The sequence below is a fragment of the Frankia sp. CgKIO3 genome (genome assembly GCF_977946435.1).
The window spans coordinates 1-17,854 of sequence record NZ_CDWTMO010000004.1; the positions used below are offsets into that span (position 1 = coordinate 1).

Sequence of the window (17,854 nt, forward strand, 5' to 3'; positions counted from 1 at the left end):
TCCCAAGCGGCGAAGCCAGCGGACTCCGACCAGGTCGGCGAGCCCGCCCACGAGCAGGCATCCGATCCCCGCCGGCGTGCCCAGCAACACCGCGATCGGCGCTGCTCCCGCGAGCGACCCCAGGACGATTCCGGCCAGCGGGAGCGAGGCCACCAGCCGTCCGGATGACCGGGGCCCGGCCAGTGCCGAGGTCAGCTCGCCCGCCCGCACCGCGTCGGCGCGGGCGGGCGCCGCGAGCATCGTCGCGACGGGAGCCAGCCTTGCGCCGACGGCCGCGCAGACCTGGTAGGCGACTCCGAGCTGCCGCAGTGATGACGCCTCACTGCGGCACAACAATGGACCGGGCTCCTCCGTCCGGTCGAGCGCGGCACCGAGCTGGTCCAGGGGCACCCAGGCCGATCGTCCCGCCGGTGCCGCAACGAGTTCGTCGATGCCGCCCGCCGCCCGGCGCAGGGCCTCGAGCTGGGTTGCGCCGGCGTCGAGCTCGGCCGCGAACGCGGCGAGGAGGTCTTCGGCGGACTGGCGGACCGCCACCTGCCTACGCCGCTCCCGTGACCGCCGTCGCGCCCGGGCGAGACAGCAGAGCAGCACGGCCACGACGCCCGCCGCCACCGGTCCGGCGGCTAGCGTGAGCAGGACGGCACCGAGGACCAGGCCGATTCCCGAACCGATCACGGTTCCGGTCCTCGGCCGGGTGACTGCGACGGTTGCCGGGACGGTCCCCACGCGCTCGAGTACGGTCATGCTCGCCTCCGCACCTGCGACCCGGCGTCGACCAGGGCTGGAAGCGAGACACCGCGCACGTCCAGCAGGTCGCGCAGGATCGGCAGGCCCTCCGCCGGCGTCGGGTCGCAGGCGCGCATGACTAGCCCGTTCCGGGAAGGTGAGGCAGAAACGACCAGGGCCGGCACGACCTGAACCAGTCCGCTGCCCGCCTGGCGGAACACCCCGATCGCGCAGACCCGGCGGCGGCCGTCGGCCTCCCGGCGAAGATGAACGGCGGTGTGGAGCGCTGCCGCGATCTGGCTGTGGACCGCTGGGCGGGACAGCCCGGCGAGGGCGGCGAGAGCCTCCAGACGGGTGGGCAGCGCACTGGTGTCGTTGGCGTGCACGGTGCTCAACCCGCCCTCGTGACCGGTGTTGAGGGCGACGAGGAGATCGAGCACCTCGGGGCCGCGGACCTCGCTGAGCACCAGCCGGTCCGGGCGCATGCGCAGCGCCTGGCGGACCAGATCGCGCTGGGTCACCTCGCCAGCGCCCTCGATGTTCGGCGAGCGGGCCTCGAGTCGCACCATCCCCGGACGGTCCATGACGAGCTCGGCGGTGTCCTCCACTAGCACGATCCGTTCGTCGGGGCGCACCGCTCCCAGTAGCGCGGCAAGCAGCGTGCTCTTGCCCGAGCCGGTTCCCCCGGTCACCACGATCGCAAGTCGGGCGCTCAGGACTGCGTGCAGCACGGCCGCCACGGCCGGGCTCATTGTTCCGGCGAGCACGAGTTCGTCGAAGGTGAAGGGGCGACGCCGGGTCCGTCGCAGCGACAGGCACGTACCCTGCACCGCAATCGGTGCCAGAACCGCGTGCAACCGGGTTCCGTCGCGCAGTTGCACGTCGGCGAAGGGCATCGCGGCGTCCAGGCGCCGCCCGGCCGTCGCGGCGAGACGAACGGCCAGGCGCCGCACCGCTTCCTCGTCCGCGAAAGCGACCGAGGTACGGATGAGCCGGCCCCGGCGTTCCACCCAGACCTCGCCGGGCCCGTTGACCAGGACATCGGTGACGTGTGGATCAGCGAGGAGGGGATCCAGCGGGCCGGCTCCGAGCGGCTCCGCGGGTACGGTCGTCGGTTCCGGTGGTTTCGGTGGTTCCGGTGGTTCGAGCGGTTCCGGCGGGATTGCGAACGGCGGTGAAGATCGTGTGGAGACCGCGGGCCTCGCGGCCGCTCGGGCAGCCGGTGCGGCCGCGTGACCTGTGGCGGGGAATGGGGACCTGCGTCGCTCGCCGAGCCCGGTCATGACCAGGCCTCCGGATCGGGCCACACCCGTGGCCCGAGAACGCCGAGGCGGGTCAGCAGTTCCTCGCTGAGGCGATCGATGGTGTTCCCGCTGGCTGAGCCGCCGTAGCGGTCGCGAGTGGGAACCGGACGGTGCCGTCGGCTGCTGATCACCCCGGCCAGTGGCACGCCGAGCATCGTGGCGATCGCCTCCGGGGTGAGGCGGTCGGATGGGTGCAGCCGGACGACGGCGCGCACATCGGCAGCCTGGCGGATGGCAGCCGAGCAGACACGTTCGGCCGCCACGATCGACGGCAGGTCCGCGGGCGTGACGATCAGCACCGTCTGGCAGGTCCGCAGGGCCACGGTGGTGCCCGCGTCGGTTGCGGTGGCCGCCGGATTCCCTCGGCCGGGGAGATCTAGGATCACCAGGTCGGACGTGCAACGAGCGGTCGCGAGCAGGGTGGCGATCGTCGCCGGGGGAACGGCTGGGCTGACAGCGGGATCCCAGGACACCACGGAGAGGTCACTCCGGCGGGGCAGCAGGCCGGACCAGGCGATCGGCCCGACCGGGCCGTTCCCGTCCATCTGGTCGTGCTGGTCGTGGCGCGCGGGAAACAGCGACGCCAGGCTGGAGGTCTCCCCGCCAGGGAAGGCACCGGACATGGACGGCACGAGGCGGGCGAAGGCGGGGGCGAGCCCACCACCGTGCGGATCCGCGTCGATCAGCATCGTGCGCAGGTCGTGCCTCAGCCCGGCCAGGGCTAGCGAGACGGCCAAGGTGGAGGCTCCCGTCCCGCCGCGGCAGCCGATGATGCCCAGCGTCACCGAATGATGCCGATCGAGCCCGTCGAGATCGCTGAGGAGGTCGACGAGCCAGGGCTCGGCTTCGGGAAGGAAGACCACGTGATCGGCGCCAATGCGCACGGAGGCGTCCCACACCCGGCCGTCGTCGACGTGTCCTCCGACCAGGACGACATGCCGTCGATCGGGCAGCGCGGCCGCGATGCACGGCTCGATCTCGTCCATTCCGACGATGATCAGGGGGGCCGACGTCCAGTTGCGGCGCACCGCGCTCATCTCGGCGGCGACCGTCATCGATACACCGGCGGCCGCCGCAAGCCGCAACAGATCGTCAAGCAGGTCCGGAATGGCGGTGACGATGAGCGGGCGTACGACCGGACCGTGGTTCTCCGCGGCGGTCAGCAGGGGCGGCGCAGGGGACATGGCGGCCTCGTTCCCATCGGGGTCGGGGAAGACGTGGTCTCACCATGCGCCGCGACAGGCCCTGTGGATGACCGCCCTCCACAGGGCCTGAAGATCTTCTGATGGAAGTTTCGACCGGCCGAGACCCTGCCGAGACCGCAGACCGGGAACGCGTGGCTGCCGCCTACGTGGCAGGAGGGGCGGCGGCCCACGCAGGGGTCCGTACCGAGTGGTTCATACGGGCAGGTTCGTTGTGGTCCATCCGTGCAGCGGATCCGTCAGGTGCGTCAATCGCGCCGTAAGTGTGGATCAGGTCCGGGCGAGCGCCTCGCAGACGGCGAGGGACTCCCGTGCGGCGAGTTCCAGGGCCTTCGCGCAGTGCCGTACCCAGATGGCCACGCCGTCGGCGCCGCCACCGACATAGGCTGCGGCGGCCTCGCGGTACCCGGCGATGACGTCCCCGGTGCGGTCCACCCGCAGGATGCTCGCCGGGTTCTGCCCCAGCTCGAGATGCCCCACGTCGGTCGCCGTGAGCGCCTTGGGATCGAGGCCCCGGCCGATCAGGACCAGGCGGGTGGCGGCCCGGGCGATGACCCCGTCGAGGGCGCCGAACGGTCGCAGGGCCAGCAGTTCCCCGTGCACCACGGCGGCCACCACGATCGCCGGCGCGCTCGTGGGCGCGACGAGGAGTCCGGTCAGGCCATCCAGCCGGACCGAGGTCTCCACCGAGTGGGGAGGCGGGCCCAACCGCAACGGGTCGAGGATCTCCCGGGTGCCGGCATCGGCCCGCGGACGACCGAGCTCGTCGTCCGGGACGAAACCCCGGCCCAGCAACACGTGCATGCGGGCCAGGGCCTGTCGCGGTGCCTGCTCCCAGGCCGGAACCAGGATGCCCAGCTCGGCGTAGAGCCGAACCGTGCCGAGGACGACAGGGAACGGATGGCCGGATCCGGCCATGGCGGCGTCGTTCCGTGTACCGCGGTCGGTGACCGCTCCGGCCTCCGACGCGTCCGTCTTCTCCAGACCGGGGAGCACACCTTCGGGCCCGGGTCGGGCCAGGTGCGCCCGCAGTTCGTCCAGGCTGATCTCGTATCCCTCGAGGGCGGCGCAGGCGCGGGCGGCCCGCAACGATGCCTCCGCGGTCACCTCGGCGCTCTGGCGGCGCAGAACGCGGTGGCGCAGGAGCGTGTCCACCGCGGATCGGGCGCTGTCCGCCGCTTCGCGCACTCCGGGCAGAGCGGCAACACGGGCGAGTGGATCGGCGGCGAGGACTGTTCCAGACGGGCGGAGACTCACAGCTCGCACGCTACCCGTTCGTGCCATGCGGGCTGGGCCACGCGGGGTCGGACCACCCGGGCCGTGCGGGCCAAGCGGGAAGACGGTGAGACCCGTAGGAGGAGTCACAGGTCTGAGCCGCGTCGTTGGGCCTCCGGGCGGCTCCGCGCGGGGGAGACTGCGTAGAGGGACCGGGGCGGCGGACCGCGTCACGACGGGGGACGGTCGGCCGAGAGGGTGTTGCCGGGAGGGTGTTGACGGTATGGGCCGGAGGGGCCCAGGGCGGATGGCCTCCGGTGGGGCTTCCCGGTCCACCGCCGGTTCGGACCCTGTCGGATCAGGGCGCAGGTCGGATCAGGGTGGTAGCGCGAACTGTCCCGCCGTCCAGCACGGGCGGGTCGCCGCCAGAGGGAGGACCAGAAGTGTCGATCGCAGCCGGGAAGGCTCGGGACGGCCGTGAGCCGACGCTGGGTGAGCTGGTGGCCCTGGCCACTCGCGATGTCTCGTTGCTGATTCGTCAGGAGATCAACCTGGCCAAGGCCGAGCTCGCCCAGCAGGCGGTGTCAGCTGTGCTCGGAATCGGTTTTCTGGCGGTGGCGGCCGGCCTCGGGTTCTGCGCTCTGATCGCCGTCACGATCTTTCTGGGGGAGCTGTTCACCTGGGCCGGCATCGAGCGTTTCTGGTCCTATCTGCTGACGGCCGGTCTCTACCTCGTCGTTGCGGGGCTGCTGGCCCTGTTCGCGATGGCGCGGTTCCGCAAGCTCTCCCCGCCCGAGCGGACCATCCAGACCGTGCGCGACGACATCACCTGGCTACGTAATCCCACGACCGCCCCAGTCGGGTCGGCGGGCCCGGTCGGACCGGGAGACGCGGTCGGGTCGGCGGATGCGGCCGCCCACCCGGGCCAGCGCGGGCACTGACACCCCCGCGCTGGGTGCGCGGTGTCCGCCGGTACCCAAGCCTGCCGGCGGTCGGCAGAGGGTCTGGCGACGGAGCCGGCGGCGGACGTTCGAGGGCCGACTGCGGACCCCACGACCGGCCCGTCACGAGCACCGCCGGTCCGGGGCCGATGGCTGGTCTGCCATCCTGGCAGGCGATGGAGGACACCGTTCCCGAGCCCGCCACTGTCCTGGTCGACGGGCCGTGGCGGCATCGTGACGTGTCTGCCAACGGTACCCGGCTGCACGTGGCGGAGTTGGGGAGTGGCCCGCTCGTCCTGCTGCTGCACGGCTTCCCGCAGTTCTGGTGGGCCTGGCGTCACCAACTCACCGCGCTGGCGGCGGCGGGCTACCGCGTCGTCGCGCCGGACCTGCGCGGCTATGGAGCGAGTGACAAGCCGCCTCGGGGCTATGACGCCTTCACTCTCTCCGATGACGTGGCCGGTCTGGTCAGGGCATTGGGGGAACCGGACGCCGCGGTCGTGGGCCACGACTGGGGTGGGCTGCTTGGCTGGACCACCGCGGTTCGTCACCCGATGGTGGTGCGTCGGCTCGCGATCCTGGCCATGCCTCATCCGCTGCGGCTGCGGCACCAGATCGCGGCGGATCCCCGTGGTCAGGGTGCCGCCAGCCGGTACATGCTCGGTTTTCAGCTGCCATGGCGGCCCGAACGGGTCCTGGTGGCCGAGGACGCCGCCCACGTCGCAACGCTGCTACGCGGCTGGGGAGGACCGGGGTATCCGGATGCCGAGGCCGAGCGGCGATATCGATCGGCAATGCGCATTCCCGGGGTGGCGCACAGCTCCCTGGAGTACCATCGGTGGATCTTCCGGTCGTTGTTCCGGCCCGATGGGGCGCGTTTCGGTAGTGTCCTCCGTCGGTCGCTGCGGATGGAGACCCTGCAGATACACGGGGAAATGGACCGTTGTTTCCTGCCGTCCACCGCCCAGGGCGCCGGGCGCTACGTCAGCGGTCCCTACACCTGGCGCCTGCTCGGTGAGATCGGGCACTTCCCGCATGAGGAGGCCCCCGACCTCGTCAACGCCGAACTGCTCGGCTGGCTTCGTCCCTGAGCGTCGCCCGGCCGTCGGTGCGGGAGTACCGGCGGTCAGTTGCACCCCTGCGTGCTCACCTCCGCCGTGGCGATCACCCCGGCGGCGGCAGGCCTGGCCACTTCGGCGGCGCTCAGGACGTAACCGGTGTCGCTGTCGTTGACGGCCGCGGCGAACACGACACCCAGGACGTCCCCGCTTTCGGACAACAGGGGTCCACCGGAGTTTCCCGGCAGCACCCGTCCGCGGACCGCGTAGATGTCGCGCAGGACGAGGCCGTGCGAGTAGATGTCCGGGGCCTGGGCGGTCTGATGGTTGCGGACGCGCGCCGCCACAGTGGTGTAGGGCCCGTCCTGGGGATAACCGGCAATCACTGCGGCATCTTCGGCCGCGGCCGGTGGGTTTATCCGGAACCGCAGCGGCGGCCGTTGCAGGTCCGGCACGCGGAGCACGGCGACGTCCCGGTCGGGGTCGAACAGGACGACCTCGGCCGGCAGGGTGCGCGAGGCCAGCACGATCATCGGACGGTGCACCCCGGCTACGACGTGCGCGTTGGTCATGACGCGTTGCGGGGCGATGACGAACCCGGATCCCTCGACCCGCTTGTCGCAGGACCTGGCGACGCCACGGATCTTCACGATGCTCGCCGCCGCGTTGCGGACCCCGGCAGTCTGGGTGGAAGCGGGATCGGGCGGATCGGCGGCGACGATGCGCCCGCCGTCGAGCCCGGCGAAGACCTCGGGGAAGCCGTTGTTGTCAGCCAGTTGGCGCAGGTCGGCGAATGCACTGCGGACCTCGTTGGGCATCCCGGCGTCCACGGTGGCGAGGATCCGCGATTCCCGGACAGAGCGAGCGAGGGACTCGAAGGGCGACCGATCGACGGCCGTCGCCAGCAGCCAGGCGACAAGAACCACCGATAAGCCGGAGAGCACCGCACCCGCGGCGGCATCGACGGCCCTGCCGGGGCGCCAGGTCACCCGGTCCCGGATGGCGACCCCGACCGCGGTGCCCGCGACCTGCCCGACCAGGGCGAGACCGAGCACGGTCAGGAGACCGACCATGGCGCCGTGGCTCTCCTGACCGATCAGTTCGGCGAAGGGCTTCGCGACCTTGGCACCGAGCACACCGCCGCCGAGGAAGCCGACGAACGACAGCGCGCCCACCAGGAAGCCCTGCCGGTACCCGGAGATCGCGAAGAGCACGGCGAGCAGGAGAAGAACGATGTCCAGGACGTTGAGCACGACGGGCGTCGGTTCGACTCAGGAGATCTTCAGTGTGGCTGTCATGTTGGGATGCAGAGTGCAGACCACCGGGTAGCTACCCGGTTCCGTCACGGAGAAGGTGATGCTCTGTGACTCTCCCGCGGAGACGATGCGCGTGTGTGCCTCGGGAATCCGCGGAATGACGAAGTTGTGCGGCGGGGACTGCGGCGTGACCGAGAAGTCGACGCGGATCCGCCCCGGCCTGGCCACCAGTTCCATCGCGGAGAAGTGCAGGTTTGGCAGGCCCGTGACGGCGAAGATCTGCAGGCCGCCCGCTCCCTCGGTGGGGGTGAGGGAGGGCCCCGTCGACGCGCCGTCCTTGCCCGAGCCGCCGCAGCCCGCGGCGCCCAGGAACAGACCGAGCGCCAGCCCGAGGGCTACCGTGAGCCGGCCCAGCCGGGGTGTCCGTCCGGTCCAGCCCGCCCGGTCCATCCAGGCCACCCGAGCGGGCGGGCGCTGGATACCACCCGGCCGTCGTGACCGCCCCTGCCGGGGGGAGTGGATGGACGGTCGCGGTCCCGCATGGTCACGGTCCGCGGTGCTGGTCATCAGCTGTGCCTCTCGTCGCAGGGCGATGCCGGTGCCGTCGGCGGGCTGGACTTGTCCAGTGGCGGGGACTTGTCCAGTGGACCGGACTGTAGCGGTGCAGGGGACGGTGTCGGCGGGCGGGACGTCTGCGCGGGCATGACCGGGGTCCCGCTGGTCGTGGCCCGCGCGACTGGGTAGTCGATGAGCTCGGTGTCGTCCCACGGCTGTTCCCACCCGCCGAGACGGAGAAGAACATCGAGGATGCCCGCGGTGAAGCCCCACACCAGCATGCTGCGGACCCGAAAGGCGGGTCCGGCGAGGCCGGTGCGGTGGCGCAGCATGACCCGGTTGGCCGGGTCGGCCAGCTCCGCGAGTGGCACCCGGGCGACCGACGAGGTCTCGGCGGGATCGACGGGCACGACCGCGCACGGAATACGCCACCAGCCGATCACCGGGGTCACGAGATAACGACTGGCGTGCAGGTAGAGCGGGGAGGCGACGGTGAGCACCTCGACCCCCGCGGGATCGAGCCCTACCTCTTCCTCGGCTTCGCGCAGCGCCGTGTGCACCCGCGACTCGTCCGTCGCGTCGGTGGCGCCACCGGGGAACGCGGGCTGGTTGGCATGGCTGCGCAGCTCGGCCGCCCGTTCGAGCAGGAGGATGTCCGGCCCCTCCGGGCCATCATCGCCGAACAGGATGAGTACGGCGGCCGGTCGAGCATCCGCGCCCGCATGACCCGGATGGGTCCGGCTGGTCACGAGGGCCTGCCCGGCCTTCTCCGCCAGAGTGCGCAGCCAGGCCGGGGGCGGGGGGATGGTGGCCCCGTCGGCGTTGGCTGGCATCTCGTTCATCGCAGGGTTTCGACGTCGTTGCGTGTTCCCCGGACCAGCCGGGCCGCCTCGGCAGGCTCAGTGGGGCCGAGCCCGAAGGACGGGCACAGCCGGGCCAGCCCGCAGGCGCCGCAGGCCGGGCGGCGCGAGTGACAGATCCGTCGCCCATGAAAGATCATGCGATCGGAGGCGATGGTCCAGTCCCGCTGTTCGATGAGCGCCGCCAGGTCCGACTCGACCTTGACGGGGTCGGTCTGAGTGGTCAGCCCAAAGCGGCGGGACAGCCGCCCGACGTGAGTGTCGACGGTGATTCCGGGCAGGTCGAACGCATGCCCCAGCACGACGTTCGCCGTCTTGCGACCGACGCCCGGCAAGGTCACCAGGGCCGCCAGCGACCGTGGAACCTCACCGTCGAAGCGTTCGGTCAGGGCCGCGCCGATGCCGATCAGCGAGTTCGCCTTGGCGCGGAAGAACCCGGTCTGTCGCAGCATGTCCTCGAGTTCGGCGCGGTCCGCGCCCGCATAGTCGGCTGCGGTCCGATAACGGGCGAACACTCCAGGAGTGACCTCGTTGACCTTCTTGTCCGTGCACTGGGCCGACAAGACGGTGGCGACCAGCAGTTCGAGAGCGTTGTCGAAGTGTAACGCGATGTGGGCGTCGGGATGGATATTGCCCAGCAGACGCACTATCCGGCGAGCCCGCCGGGTCTTCGCGAGCGGGGTCTCCGCCGCGGCGTCGACGGTTGCGGGCATGTCTGGCAGCGTATCTGCCGGTCGATCCGCCCGTCCGGCACCGCTGCCGGGTGGTCCGAACGGGCTCCGGCCAGGTGGCCGATGCGCGACACACCCACCCCCGGTCGCATGCGATGGTCGCCGGTCGGCCACCATGGAGAGGTCATGTTTGTCATTGCCGCGGTCACCTTTCCCCTGCTGCTTCTCGGCCTTCTGCTGGCGATGGAACGGGTGGAACGTCCGTTGAATGCCGCCGACACCGGTAAGGGCCTCGAGGGCTTCCTCGACAACGCCCGGCCGGACGAGGTCAGCACTTTCGTCAATCAGGGCCTCCCCGCCGCGTTGGAGCGCTACCGGCGGCGTCTGCGCCGACCGCCGCCGGGCAAGCATCGAGCCGCCTGACCGCGCGGGGCTAGGCCGGGCCGATCGGGCCTGTCGGGTCCTGTCGATCGGCTTGTCGGAGCCATCTGGGGGTCCCTGGCCGTGCTCTCTGCCGATAGTCCTGGCATGCTCAGGACCGTGGAGGATCTGCTTGCCCGCGTACCACTGTTCGCAGGGCTGTCCGAGCAGGACCGAATGGCCCTCTCTGACCATCTTGATCGGCAGGATGTCACCCGTGGGGACGTGCTGTTCCGTGAAGGAGATGTCGGGGACCGGGTCTTCGTCGTCCTGTCCGGAAAGGTGAAGATAGGACGTCAGTCGGCCGACGGCCGGGAGAACCTGCTGTCCGTGATGGGTCCCGGAGACCTGTTCGGAGAGCTGTCGTTGTTCGACCCCGGCCCCCGCACGGCTACCGCTACGGCAGTCACGGATGCATCGCTGCTGTCGCTGGAACATACCGCGTTGCGTCCCTGGCTGCGATCACGCCCGGAGGCGGGCGCGATGCTCCTACGAGTGCTGGCCCGCCGGTTGCGGCGTACCAATGACAACGTTGCTGACATGGTGTTCACGGATGTGCCGGGGCGAGTGGCGAAAGCCCTCCTCGACTTGGCGGAACGCTTCGGAGAGCCGGCACAGCCCGGCAATGAGGCCGCCGGTGTCCGTGTCGAGCACGGACTCACGCAGGAGGAACTGGCCCAACTGGTGGGCGCATCCCGGGAGACGGTGAATAAGGCGCTCGCCGACTTCGCCACCCGGGGCTGGCTGCGCCTGGACTCCCGCGCGGTCGTGCTGCTCGATCGCGAACGCCTGTCCCGCCGCGCACGCTGAGGCCGGCGACCGGCGACCGGCGAAAAGCTCGGGGTCCCGCCGGGGCCTCGAGCGCCGGTCGACGCGCGCAAGGCCTGGCCACGGGAGGTGACCGCTCCAGCGGGTTATCCGGTCGTCCCGGCCACGCCCGCGGGGGTGGTGGTCGCGCCGCCGGCGGCGTCGGCGGCCCCGCTGACCGGCAGGTTCCCCAGCAGCCGGCGGGTCTGCGGCGCCTCGCTGACAGCCCCCGTGGCGGTCGCGGCCGCCAGGGCCCGCAGATAGGCGGCACGACCGCCTTCCAGATCGCCGTTGGCCACCAACGCGGTGCCGAGCGCGCGGTAACCGAGCACCTGGGCGCGTACGTCCTCGGCACCCACGTTGACCGCGCGCCGGGCCACGATGAGAGCCTGGGCGGGCTGCCCGGCATCCAACAGGATGCCGGCGAGATGGGCGTATGCCTGCCGGCGGGGGAACATCAGGGTTGCCGGTTCGCTTGCCGACAATGCCTCCCGCAACAGCTCGGTCGCCTCATCGAGCCGCCCGCGAGCCCGGGCGATCTGCGCGACCAGTACCTTCGCCCCGAGCTGGGCATGCGGGCGCAACTCCAGCTGCGCGAGGTCCGCCTGCGCGATCTCGGCGGCCTGTCCGGCCTTGTCCACTTCGCCGGCGTCGAGCCAGGTCAGCCCGAGCAGCACCCGGGCCAGCGCGCCGACGACGACGTGCCCGCGGGCGGCCGCCTCGGCACATGCCTGTTCCAGGTACTCTGCCCCGCGGGCCGGTTCGCCGGTGCCACGGGCCGCCAGCCCACGGGCGACCAGGGTCAGCATCGTTCCCCACGCGTCGCCGATGCTGGCGAACAGCTCAGCGGCCCGCTCCGCGTGGGCCTCGGCGGTGGCGATGTCGCCCAGCTCGGCGGTCGCTATCGCGTCGATGGTGAGGCAGACGGCCATCCCCCACTGCTCGCCCACGGAACTGGCCAGCTCGATCAGTTCGCGGGTGAGTTCGCGGGCCCGGGTGAGCTGCCCGGACAACAGCAGCACCAGCGCCTCCGTGCCCCGGCACCAGCCGAGGCCGCCGGTGTCCTCGAGCCGGTCGAACACCGCGGACGCCTCGCGCAGCGTCCGCTCGGCGCGGGGGTAGTCCCCCCGGGTGGTGGCGCTCCAGGCCAGGTGCTGCAACGCCCAACCGACCCCGCGGGGGTCGTCGACCTGGCGGGCGATCGCGAGGGCCTCGCGGTAGCGCTCCTCCGCCGCGTCGATGCGGCCAGCGTTGTATTCGAGCATGCCCAGCCGGCGCAACGCGGCGGCCTCCGCGTGGTTGTCACCGGCCTGTTGCGCCGATTCCAGGGCGGTGAGCAGGCACTGCGCCGCCTCTTCGGCGCGTCCCTGCTTCTGGCGCAGCTCGCCGAGCACGGAGAAGGCGGCGGCCCGTCGGGCGGGTGCGTTGGCCCGTAGCGTGGGGCGTAGCGTGCGTTCGGCCTCGTCGAGTTGGCGCAGCGCGACCAGGGCCTCAGCGTGCAGCACGCGGGCGGCATTGTCCTCATCCGGGTCGATGATGCCGCGGCCCAGACGGCGCGCGTTGGCCAGCAGGTCGGCGGCGGCCCGATGATTGTCTCGGGCCAGCGCCTCGCGCGCCAGCCGGACATGTGCGTGGAACCCGGACATCCGGGACGACCAGGCCGGATCGGTGGCGGGAAGGTTCATCGATGCGGCCAGGTCATAGGCCCGCAGGGCGTGGTTCGCGACAAAGGTGGAGACGGCCCGCGAGCTGCCGACCATCGCCGTCACCCCCCAGCGCGCCGCCGTGGCGTGCCGGCGGGCCCGCTCGACCTTGGGCAGCCCGGCGTAGCCGGCGTCGCGGGCCATGGGATGGACGAACCGCCACCTCGTCTCCGTCGTCCGGGGCGGCCGGGCGAGCTGGCGCTCGGTCAGTACCCGCAGCGCGCGGGTGACCTCCTCGGCGGGCCGTTCGTCGACCACCGGCAGCGCCTCGGCTGGAAACCGCGGGCCGAGCACCGCCGCCGCGCGCAGCACCGCCTTGGCCACCGGGTCGAGATCGTCGATGCGGGCGGCCAGCACCGACTGCACCCCGGCGGGAAGAGTCGCCTCCGTCAGGGAGCCCTCGAGGACCCAGCCCGGCCACTCCCCATTGGTCGTCTCGGCCGACTGGTGCAGCATTCCGCGGTCGATCAGCAGGTTGAGCAGCTCCACCAGGAAGAAGGGGTTGCCATGCACCCGGGAGAGCAGATCGGCCCGGCCGCGGGGCTCCAGCTGCACCCCGCCGAGATGATCCTGCAACAGGCGGCTGGAGGCCTCGAGGCTCAGCGGCTGCAGGGCGATGCGATGGATGTGGGGCAGCTCGGCGAGCCGTGGACCCGTCCGGTCCAGCAGCACAAGCAGAACCGGTCCGGACAACGCCGAGGCCAGCCGGCTCATCGCGTCGCTGAGCTGGCTGGTCGCCCATTCCAGATCGTCGATCATGACCAGGATGGGCCCGGAGGACGCGAGCGCGCCGAGGAGCAGGGCGACCGCGTCCACCGTCGCGTCGACGGACCGCTGTTCGGCCTCCGCGATGTGCGAGGCCCGGACCGCCGGATCCCCCGGAGCCGCCGCGGTGGCGACGGCGGACCGCCGGTCGAGCGGAACGCCGAGCAGCAGCAGCAGTCGGTCGGCGATGCCGGGTGGCAGCCGGGCACCGCTGTGCGGATGCGCCAGCCCCGCCACAGTTCGCCGGACGCGGTCGGCCACCCGGTCGAGGGAGTCGCCGTCGGTCACCCCGCACGCGTTGCGAACGACGTCGACCAGGGGCGCCAGCCCGTGGCCGTCACCGTGCCGGACCGTCCGTCCCCAGAGCACCGTCGCGCGGGGGGTCCGCTCCGCCCGACAGGCGAGTTCGACGGCCAACCGGGTCTTGCCGATCCCGGCCTCCCCGGTGATCAGCGCCACCTCGGGTGACCGGTTGGTGACGACCAGGTCGAACAGATCGGTCAGCGAGGCGAGCTCGGCGTCCCGGCCGAGGAACATGGCGTCGTCGGCGAGTCCGGGGCGGGCGACGTTCGACGGGCGCAGGCTCACCAGCTCATAGGCTGGGACGGGCTCCCGCTTGCCCTTGAGGACCAGGTCGGGCAGCTCTCGCCAGGTGGCCACGGACCGGGTGGCGAGCGCGGTCTCCCGGCCGGCGTAGACGGTGCCGATCGTGGCCGCGGCCGACAACCGGGCTGCGGTGTTCACGGTATCGCCGATCACGGTGTAGGAGAGTGCGGCCTGCACCCCCGCGAGGACCTCGCCGGTGTTGACGCCCACCCGCAGGCCGAGCCGGCCGTCATCGTCACCCCCCGTGGAGGTGAGCACCAGCCGACGAACGGTCTCCTGCATCGCGGCGGCGGCCCGAACGGCACGTTCAGGGTCATCCTCATGGGCGGTGGGGGCCCCGAAGACGGCCATGATGCCGTCGCCGGTAAGGTTGTCGACGCGGCCGCCGACCTCGTCGATCTCGTGGGCGAGGGCGGCGAGGACCCGATCGGTCATCTCCCCGACGCGTTCCGGATCGCGATCCTCCGCCCAGGCGGTGAAGTCGGACAGATCACCGAACAGAACGGTGACGACCCGGCGCTCGGAAGCATCTACCGCGGGACTCTCGACCGAGGTGAACTCCAAGCCGCAGTGGTAGCAGAATCGTCCGCCCGGAACGGCCGCCGAGCTGCACCGGGGGCACCGCAGCGGGCCCGTGTGCGGAGCTGTGATCACTATGGGTGGGGCCTCCCGTCCGGGTGGCCGGTGGGTGGGGGGCCGGACCGGTCGCCCGGTTTCCGGCTGGTCGAAATCGTCATCCTGCGCACGGGCGGTTCCCTCCGTGCCAGAGTTTAGTGGCCTGGGTCTCCTTCCCCGAATCCCGTCCTGTCGGATGACCGACCGCAGCCGCGTCGATGCTGCTGCGATACCGCTGCGTGGTGCGATACCGCCGCGTGGTATCGATCCGATATCTCTCGGTGGTGTCCCGATATCTCTCGGTGGTGTCCCGATATCTCTCGGTGGTGTCCCGATATCTCTCGGTGGTGTGAGGCGGCCGTCCGGCTACCGCTGCCACGGACGTGCCGCTCGCCATCGGCCTTCCGGCTGGCCGACTGGCCGGCTGGGCTGATCAGGCGCCGTCGGGGTGCTCCCGCAGGTAGGTCAGCTGGGCGCGGACCGACAGTTCCGCCGCGAACCACAGGGCGCGGTCGACGTCCGCGTAGACCCGGCGGACCACGTCGGCCGCATCCGCCTCCGCGGCGTCGACCCCGGCGTCCACCAGAGCACGCCGCACCTGGTCGAGCCGGCTGTGGCGGTGAGCCAGATAGCGCTCGGCCGCGTGGCCGGCCGCGGGCAGTTCGGGGCCGTGGCCGGGCAGCACGGTGGTCTCGCCGAGTTCCCGCAGCAGCCGCAGGCTGTCCAGGTAGTCGCCGAGACGGCCGTCCGGGTGGGCGACCACGGTACTGCCACGCCCGAGAATCGTGTCTCCGGTCAGCACCGCCGGACCGGGCAGGAGGCCGCCGGAGGCCGGGCCCGGCTCCGGCCGGTCCCGGTAATCCGCGGGGTGCTCGTCTCCGCCGGGCGGCCCGTCTTCCCCGAGTGGTTTGTCTTCCCCGAGTAGAAAGAACGACAACGAGTCGGCGGTGTGCCCCGGAGTGGGGAGGACCCGGAGCTCGATGCCGGCCGTGGCGATCACATCGCCGGCCGTGAGCCCCTCCGATCCCAGCCGGAAGACGGGGTCGAGCGCCCGGACCGGGGCGCCGGTGAGATCGTGCAACGTGGCCGCGCCGGCACTGTGGTCGACATGGCCGTGGGTCAGCAGAATCAGGTCGACGCGGCCGGCCGCCGCGACCGCCGCCAGATGTCCGGCGTGGTCCGGGCCGGGGTCCACGACCACACACCTCTCCTCGCCGGCGGCGCGCAGGATCCAGGTGTTGGTGCCGTCGAGCGTCATCGGGCCCGGATTCGGAGCGAGAAGCACGGCGGCCAGGGGAGTGATCTGTCGAGGCGCGGCCATGGCTACTGCTGCGCCCGGTCGGCGGGGCCCGCGTCCCGCAGATCGTCGTGGTTTCCCGGGTCGTCGTATGCCTCGTCATGCGGCAGCAGGAGGCGCGCTTCGCCGCCGCTGACCAGAATCCTCGGCATGATCGGCGACAGGTCGCGGGCGTGGGCAGCGGCTAGTACCGCCGCGACGTCGTCGTATTCGGACAGTTCGGCGAGGGTGAACGCGGTGGGTGGCAGCATGTCCATCGTCCCGGCCGTATGGCGCTCGAGGGCGTCCGCGGGGCGTATCCACTGCATCCGGTCCGCCTCGCTGGAGGGCTGGCCGGGATGCTGGCCCGTGGGAAGCGCCGCGACGAAGAACCTGGTGTCGTACCGTTGCGGCTCGGTCTCGGGAGTCACCCATCTGGCCCAGGGGGCGAGGAGATCGGCCCGCAGCACGAGGGAGTATTTGCGGAGCAGGGCGCTCAGGCCGAGCTCGTGCCGTTCCAGTGCGAGGCGCTCGGCGGCCCGCAGCTGATCGCTGAGCGCCTCCGGGCCGCCGCCGAGCCGGCCGTCCTCGCCCGCCACCGCGCCGGCCAGCAGGATCCCGCATTCCTCGAAGGTCTCCCGCACGGCGGCACAGACGAGCGCGCGGGCGAGTGCGGGATCAGCGTCGAGCGCGTGCATGACCTCGGCGACCGATGGACCCGCCCAGGGCACGTCCGGCCCCATATCGGCCGGATCTACTCGTCCACCTGGGAATGCGTACATCCCACCGGCGAACGCCATGGTCGCTGCCCGGCGCAGCAGGTATGCCTCGATCCCCTGGTTACCCGGCGCGTCGCGCAGCAGCACGACCGTCGAGGCGTCGCGCACCGCCGCGGGCGGATGGCGCGCCGTCACCTCGTCGCGGCGGCCTCCGTCGGCCGGGGACCAGCGCAGCCGAGCGATCAGGGCAGCCTTGTGGTCGACCATTGCCCAGATGCTAGAGCCGTTGGTGCCGAGGCGGGGTTTGTTTGTCCCGGCGGCCGCGGCGCGCCGCCGCGATCCCGAGGCCGGCACCGGCGGGACCGCCTACTACCCCCCGAGCACCAGTTCGATCTCGACCGGTGCGCCCAGCGGCAGCGCCGAGACACCGACGGCCGAGCGAGCATGCTGACCGGCCTCGCCGAAGACCGCCGCGAGCAGTTTACTCGCCCCGTTGACGACCGTTGGCTGGCCGGTAAAGCCGGGGGCGCTCGCGACGAATCCAACCACCTTGATGATCCGGGTGATCCCGTCGAGTCCGTCGGCCACCGACGCCGCTGCCGCCAGCGCGTTGAGCGCGGCCGTCCGGGCGAGCTCCGCGGCCTGCTCGACGGTCACCTCGGCGCCCGCGCCCACCAGGCCGGTGTGGGCCAGCCGGCCGTCCACCAGCGGGAGCTGACCGGCCGTCCAGATCAGGCCGCCCGCCCGGACCGCGGGAAGGTAGGCGCCGGCCGGGGTCGGGACCGGCGGCAGCGTCAGGCCCAGCGCCGCCAGGCGTTCGCTCGGTGCGGCCATGTCAGGACTGGCTCTTGGGACGCTTGAAGTAGGCGACGAGGCTCTCGGGGTTGGGACCGGGAACGATCTGGACCAGCTCCCAGCCGTCCTCACCCCAGTTGTCGAGAATCTGCTTGGTGGCGTGGATCAGCACCGGCGCCGTCACGTACTCCCACTTCGTCTGCATGACACCGGACCTTAGAGCATCGCGCCGACGGTTCCGGACACCCGTGTCACCGGGCCCGAGCCTTCGCCGCCACATCGTCCCGGTCACCTCTCCCCACATCCCCTACCTTGGCTCGCCCCGCGGTGCGCCGCGGGTTTTCTCCCGGCTCACCACCG

17 protein-coding genes are annotated in these 17,854 nt (G+C 71.8%); 4 read left to right on the top strand and 13 right to left on the bottom strand.

Annotation, left to right across the window (positions count from 1 at the left end; all coding sequences use genetic code 11):
* From AC08OJ_RS01155 to AC08OJ_RS01170, 4 genes are all read right to left on the bottom strand, one after another.
* Positions 1 to 675 (bottom strand): type II secretion system F family protein (locus AC08OJ_RS01155; RefSeq protein ID WP_476594861.1); only part of this gene is annotated, 675 nt, incomplete at its 3' end.
* A 65-nt stretch (positions 676 to 740) separates the two neighbouring features.
* On the bottom strand, positions 741 to 2,009 hold the full coding sequence (locus tag AC08OJ_RS01160; RefSeq protein WP_476594862.1) for a TadA family conjugal transfer-associated ATPase: 1,269 nt from the start codon (positions 2,007 to 2,009) through the stop codon (positions 741 to 743).
* Positions 2,006 to 3,214, bottom strand: coding sequence for a septum site-determining protein Ssd (gene ssd, locus AC08OJ_RS01165; RefSeq protein WP_476591557.1), 1,209 nt, complete (start codon positions 3,212 to 3,214; stop codon positions 2,006 to 2,008). Before ssd ends, AC08OJ_RS01160 begins: the two co-directional genes overlap by 4 nt.
* 288 nt (positions 3,215 to 3,502) lie before the next feature.
* Positions 3,503 to 4,516, bottom strand: coding sequence for a hypothetical protein (locus tag AC08OJ_RS01170; protein ID WP_476591556.1), 1,014 nt, complete (start codon positions 4,514 to 4,516; stop codon positions 3,503 to 3,505).
* Positions 4,517 to 4,890: 374 nt separating this feature from the next.
* Here AC08OJ_RS01170 and AC08OJ_RS01175 point away from each other — a divergent pair, with 374 nt between their 5' ends.
* Together AC08OJ_RS01175 and AC08OJ_RS01180 are read left to right on the top strand one after the other, a co-directional pair.
* Positions 4,891 to 5,388, top strand: a complete 498-nt coding sequence (locus tag AC08OJ_RS01175; RefSeq protein WP_476594863.1) for a phage holin family protein — start codon at positions 4,891 to 4,893, stop codon at positions 5,386 to 5,388.
* Positions 5,389 to 5,564: 176 nt separating this feature from the next.
* Positions 5,565 to 6,479: an alpha/beta fold hydrolase gene (locus AC08OJ_RS01180; RefSeq protein ID WP_476594877.1), complete on the top strand. Its 915-nt coding sequence runs from the start codon at positions 5,565 to 5,567 to the stop codon at positions 6,477 to 6,479.
* A gap of 35 nt (positions 6,480 to 6,514) precedes the next feature.
* Here AC08OJ_RS01180 and AC08OJ_RS01185 read toward each other — a convergent pair whose 3' ends face one another.
* Genes AC08OJ_RS01185 through nth form a run of 4 tightly spaced genes read right to left on the bottom strand, consistent with a single transcriptional unit; the run spans position 6,515 to position 9,830 of the window.
* Positions 6,515 to 7,699: a MarP family serine protease gene (locus AC08OJ_RS01185; protein ID WP_476594864.1), complete on the bottom strand. Its 1,185-nt coding sequence runs from the start codon at positions 7,697 to 7,699 to the stop codon at positions 6,515 to 6,517.
* Positions 7,700 to 7,717: 18 nt separating this feature from the next.
* Positions 7,718 to 8,269 (bottom strand): hypothetical protein, encoded by a 552-nt coding sequence (locus AC08OJ_RS01190; protein WP_476591553.1) that lies wholly within the window; start codon positions 8,267 to 8,269, stop codon positions 7,718 to 7,720.
* Positions 8,269 to 9,099: an NUDIX hydrolase gene (locus AC08OJ_RS01195; RefSeq protein WP_476594865.1), complete on the bottom strand. Its 831-nt coding sequence runs from the start codon at positions 9,097 to 9,099 to the stop codon at positions 8,269 to 8,271. Before AC08OJ_RS01195 ends, AC08OJ_RS01190 begins: the two co-directional genes overlap by 1 nt.
* A complete protein-coding gene (nth, locus tag AC08OJ_RS01200) occupies positions 9,096 to 9,830 on the bottom strand; it encodes an endonuclease III (RefSeq protein ID WP_476591551.1) in 735 nt (244 codons plus the stop codon). The genes AC08OJ_RS01195 and nth overlap by 4 nt, the downstream gene beginning before the upstream one ends.
* 144 nt (positions 9,831 to 9,974) lie before the next feature.
* On the opposite strand from nth, the gene AC08OJ_RS01205 reads away from it, so the two are divergent.
* Positions 9,975 to 10,211, top strand: a complete 237-nt coding sequence (locus AC08OJ_RS01205; RefSeq protein WP_023840719.1) for a hypothetical protein — start codon at positions 9,975 to 9,977, stop codon at positions 10,209 to 10,211.
* A 105-nt stretch (positions 10,212 to 10,316) separates the two neighbouring features.
* Positions 10,317 to 11,018 carry a Crp/Fnr family transcriptional regulator gene (locus AC08OJ_RS01210; RefSeq protein WP_476594866.1) on the top strand — a complete coding sequence of 234 codons (702 nt, stop codon included), beginning with the start codon at positions 10,317 to 10,319 and terminating at the stop codon, positions 11,016 to 11,018.
* A 104-nt stretch (positions 11,019 to 11,122) separates the two neighbouring features.
* Here AC08OJ_RS01210 and AC08OJ_RS01215 read toward each other — a convergent pair whose 3' ends face one another.
* The 5 genes from AC08OJ_RS01215 to AC08OJ_RS01235 all read right to left on the bottom strand — a co-directional run bounded on the left by AC08OJ_RS01215 (position 11,123) and on the right by AC08OJ_RS01235 (position 17,699).
* Positions 11,123 to 14,746 (bottom strand): tetratricopeptide repeat protein, encoded by a 3,624-nt coding sequence (locus AC08OJ_RS01215; protein WP_476591563.1) that lies wholly within the window; start codon positions 14,744 to 14,746, stop codon positions 11,123 to 11,125.
* A gap of 391 nt (positions 14,747 to 15,137) precedes the next feature.
* Entirely contained in the window at positions 15,138 to 16,025 is an 888-nt protein-coding gene (locus tag AC08OJ_RS01220; RefSeq protein WP_462185917.1) for an MBL fold metallo-hydrolase, read from the bottom strand.
* A 2-nt stretch (positions 16,026 to 16,027) separates the two neighbouring features.
* Complete coding sequence (locus tag AC08OJ_RS01225; RefSeq protein WP_476591549.1) at positions 16,028 to 16,966, bottom strand: NUDIX hydrolase; 939 nt, start codon at positions 16,964 to 16,966, stop codon at positions 16,028 to 16,030.
* Between the two features lie 102 nt (positions 16,967 to 17,068).
* A complete protein-coding gene (locus tag AC08OJ_RS01230; protein ID WP_476594867.1) occupies positions 17,069 to 17,533 on the bottom strand; it encodes a RidA family protein in 465 nt (154 codons plus the stop codon).
* Position 17,534: 1 nt separating this feature from the next.
* On the bottom strand, positions 17,535 to 17,699 hold the full coding sequence (locus tag AC08OJ_RS01235; RefSeq protein WP_462185919.1) for a DUF4177 domain-containing protein: 165 nt from the start codon (positions 17,697 to 17,699) through the stop codon (positions 17,535 to 17,537).
* Between the last annotated feature and the right edge of the window lie 155 nt (positions 17,700 to 17,854).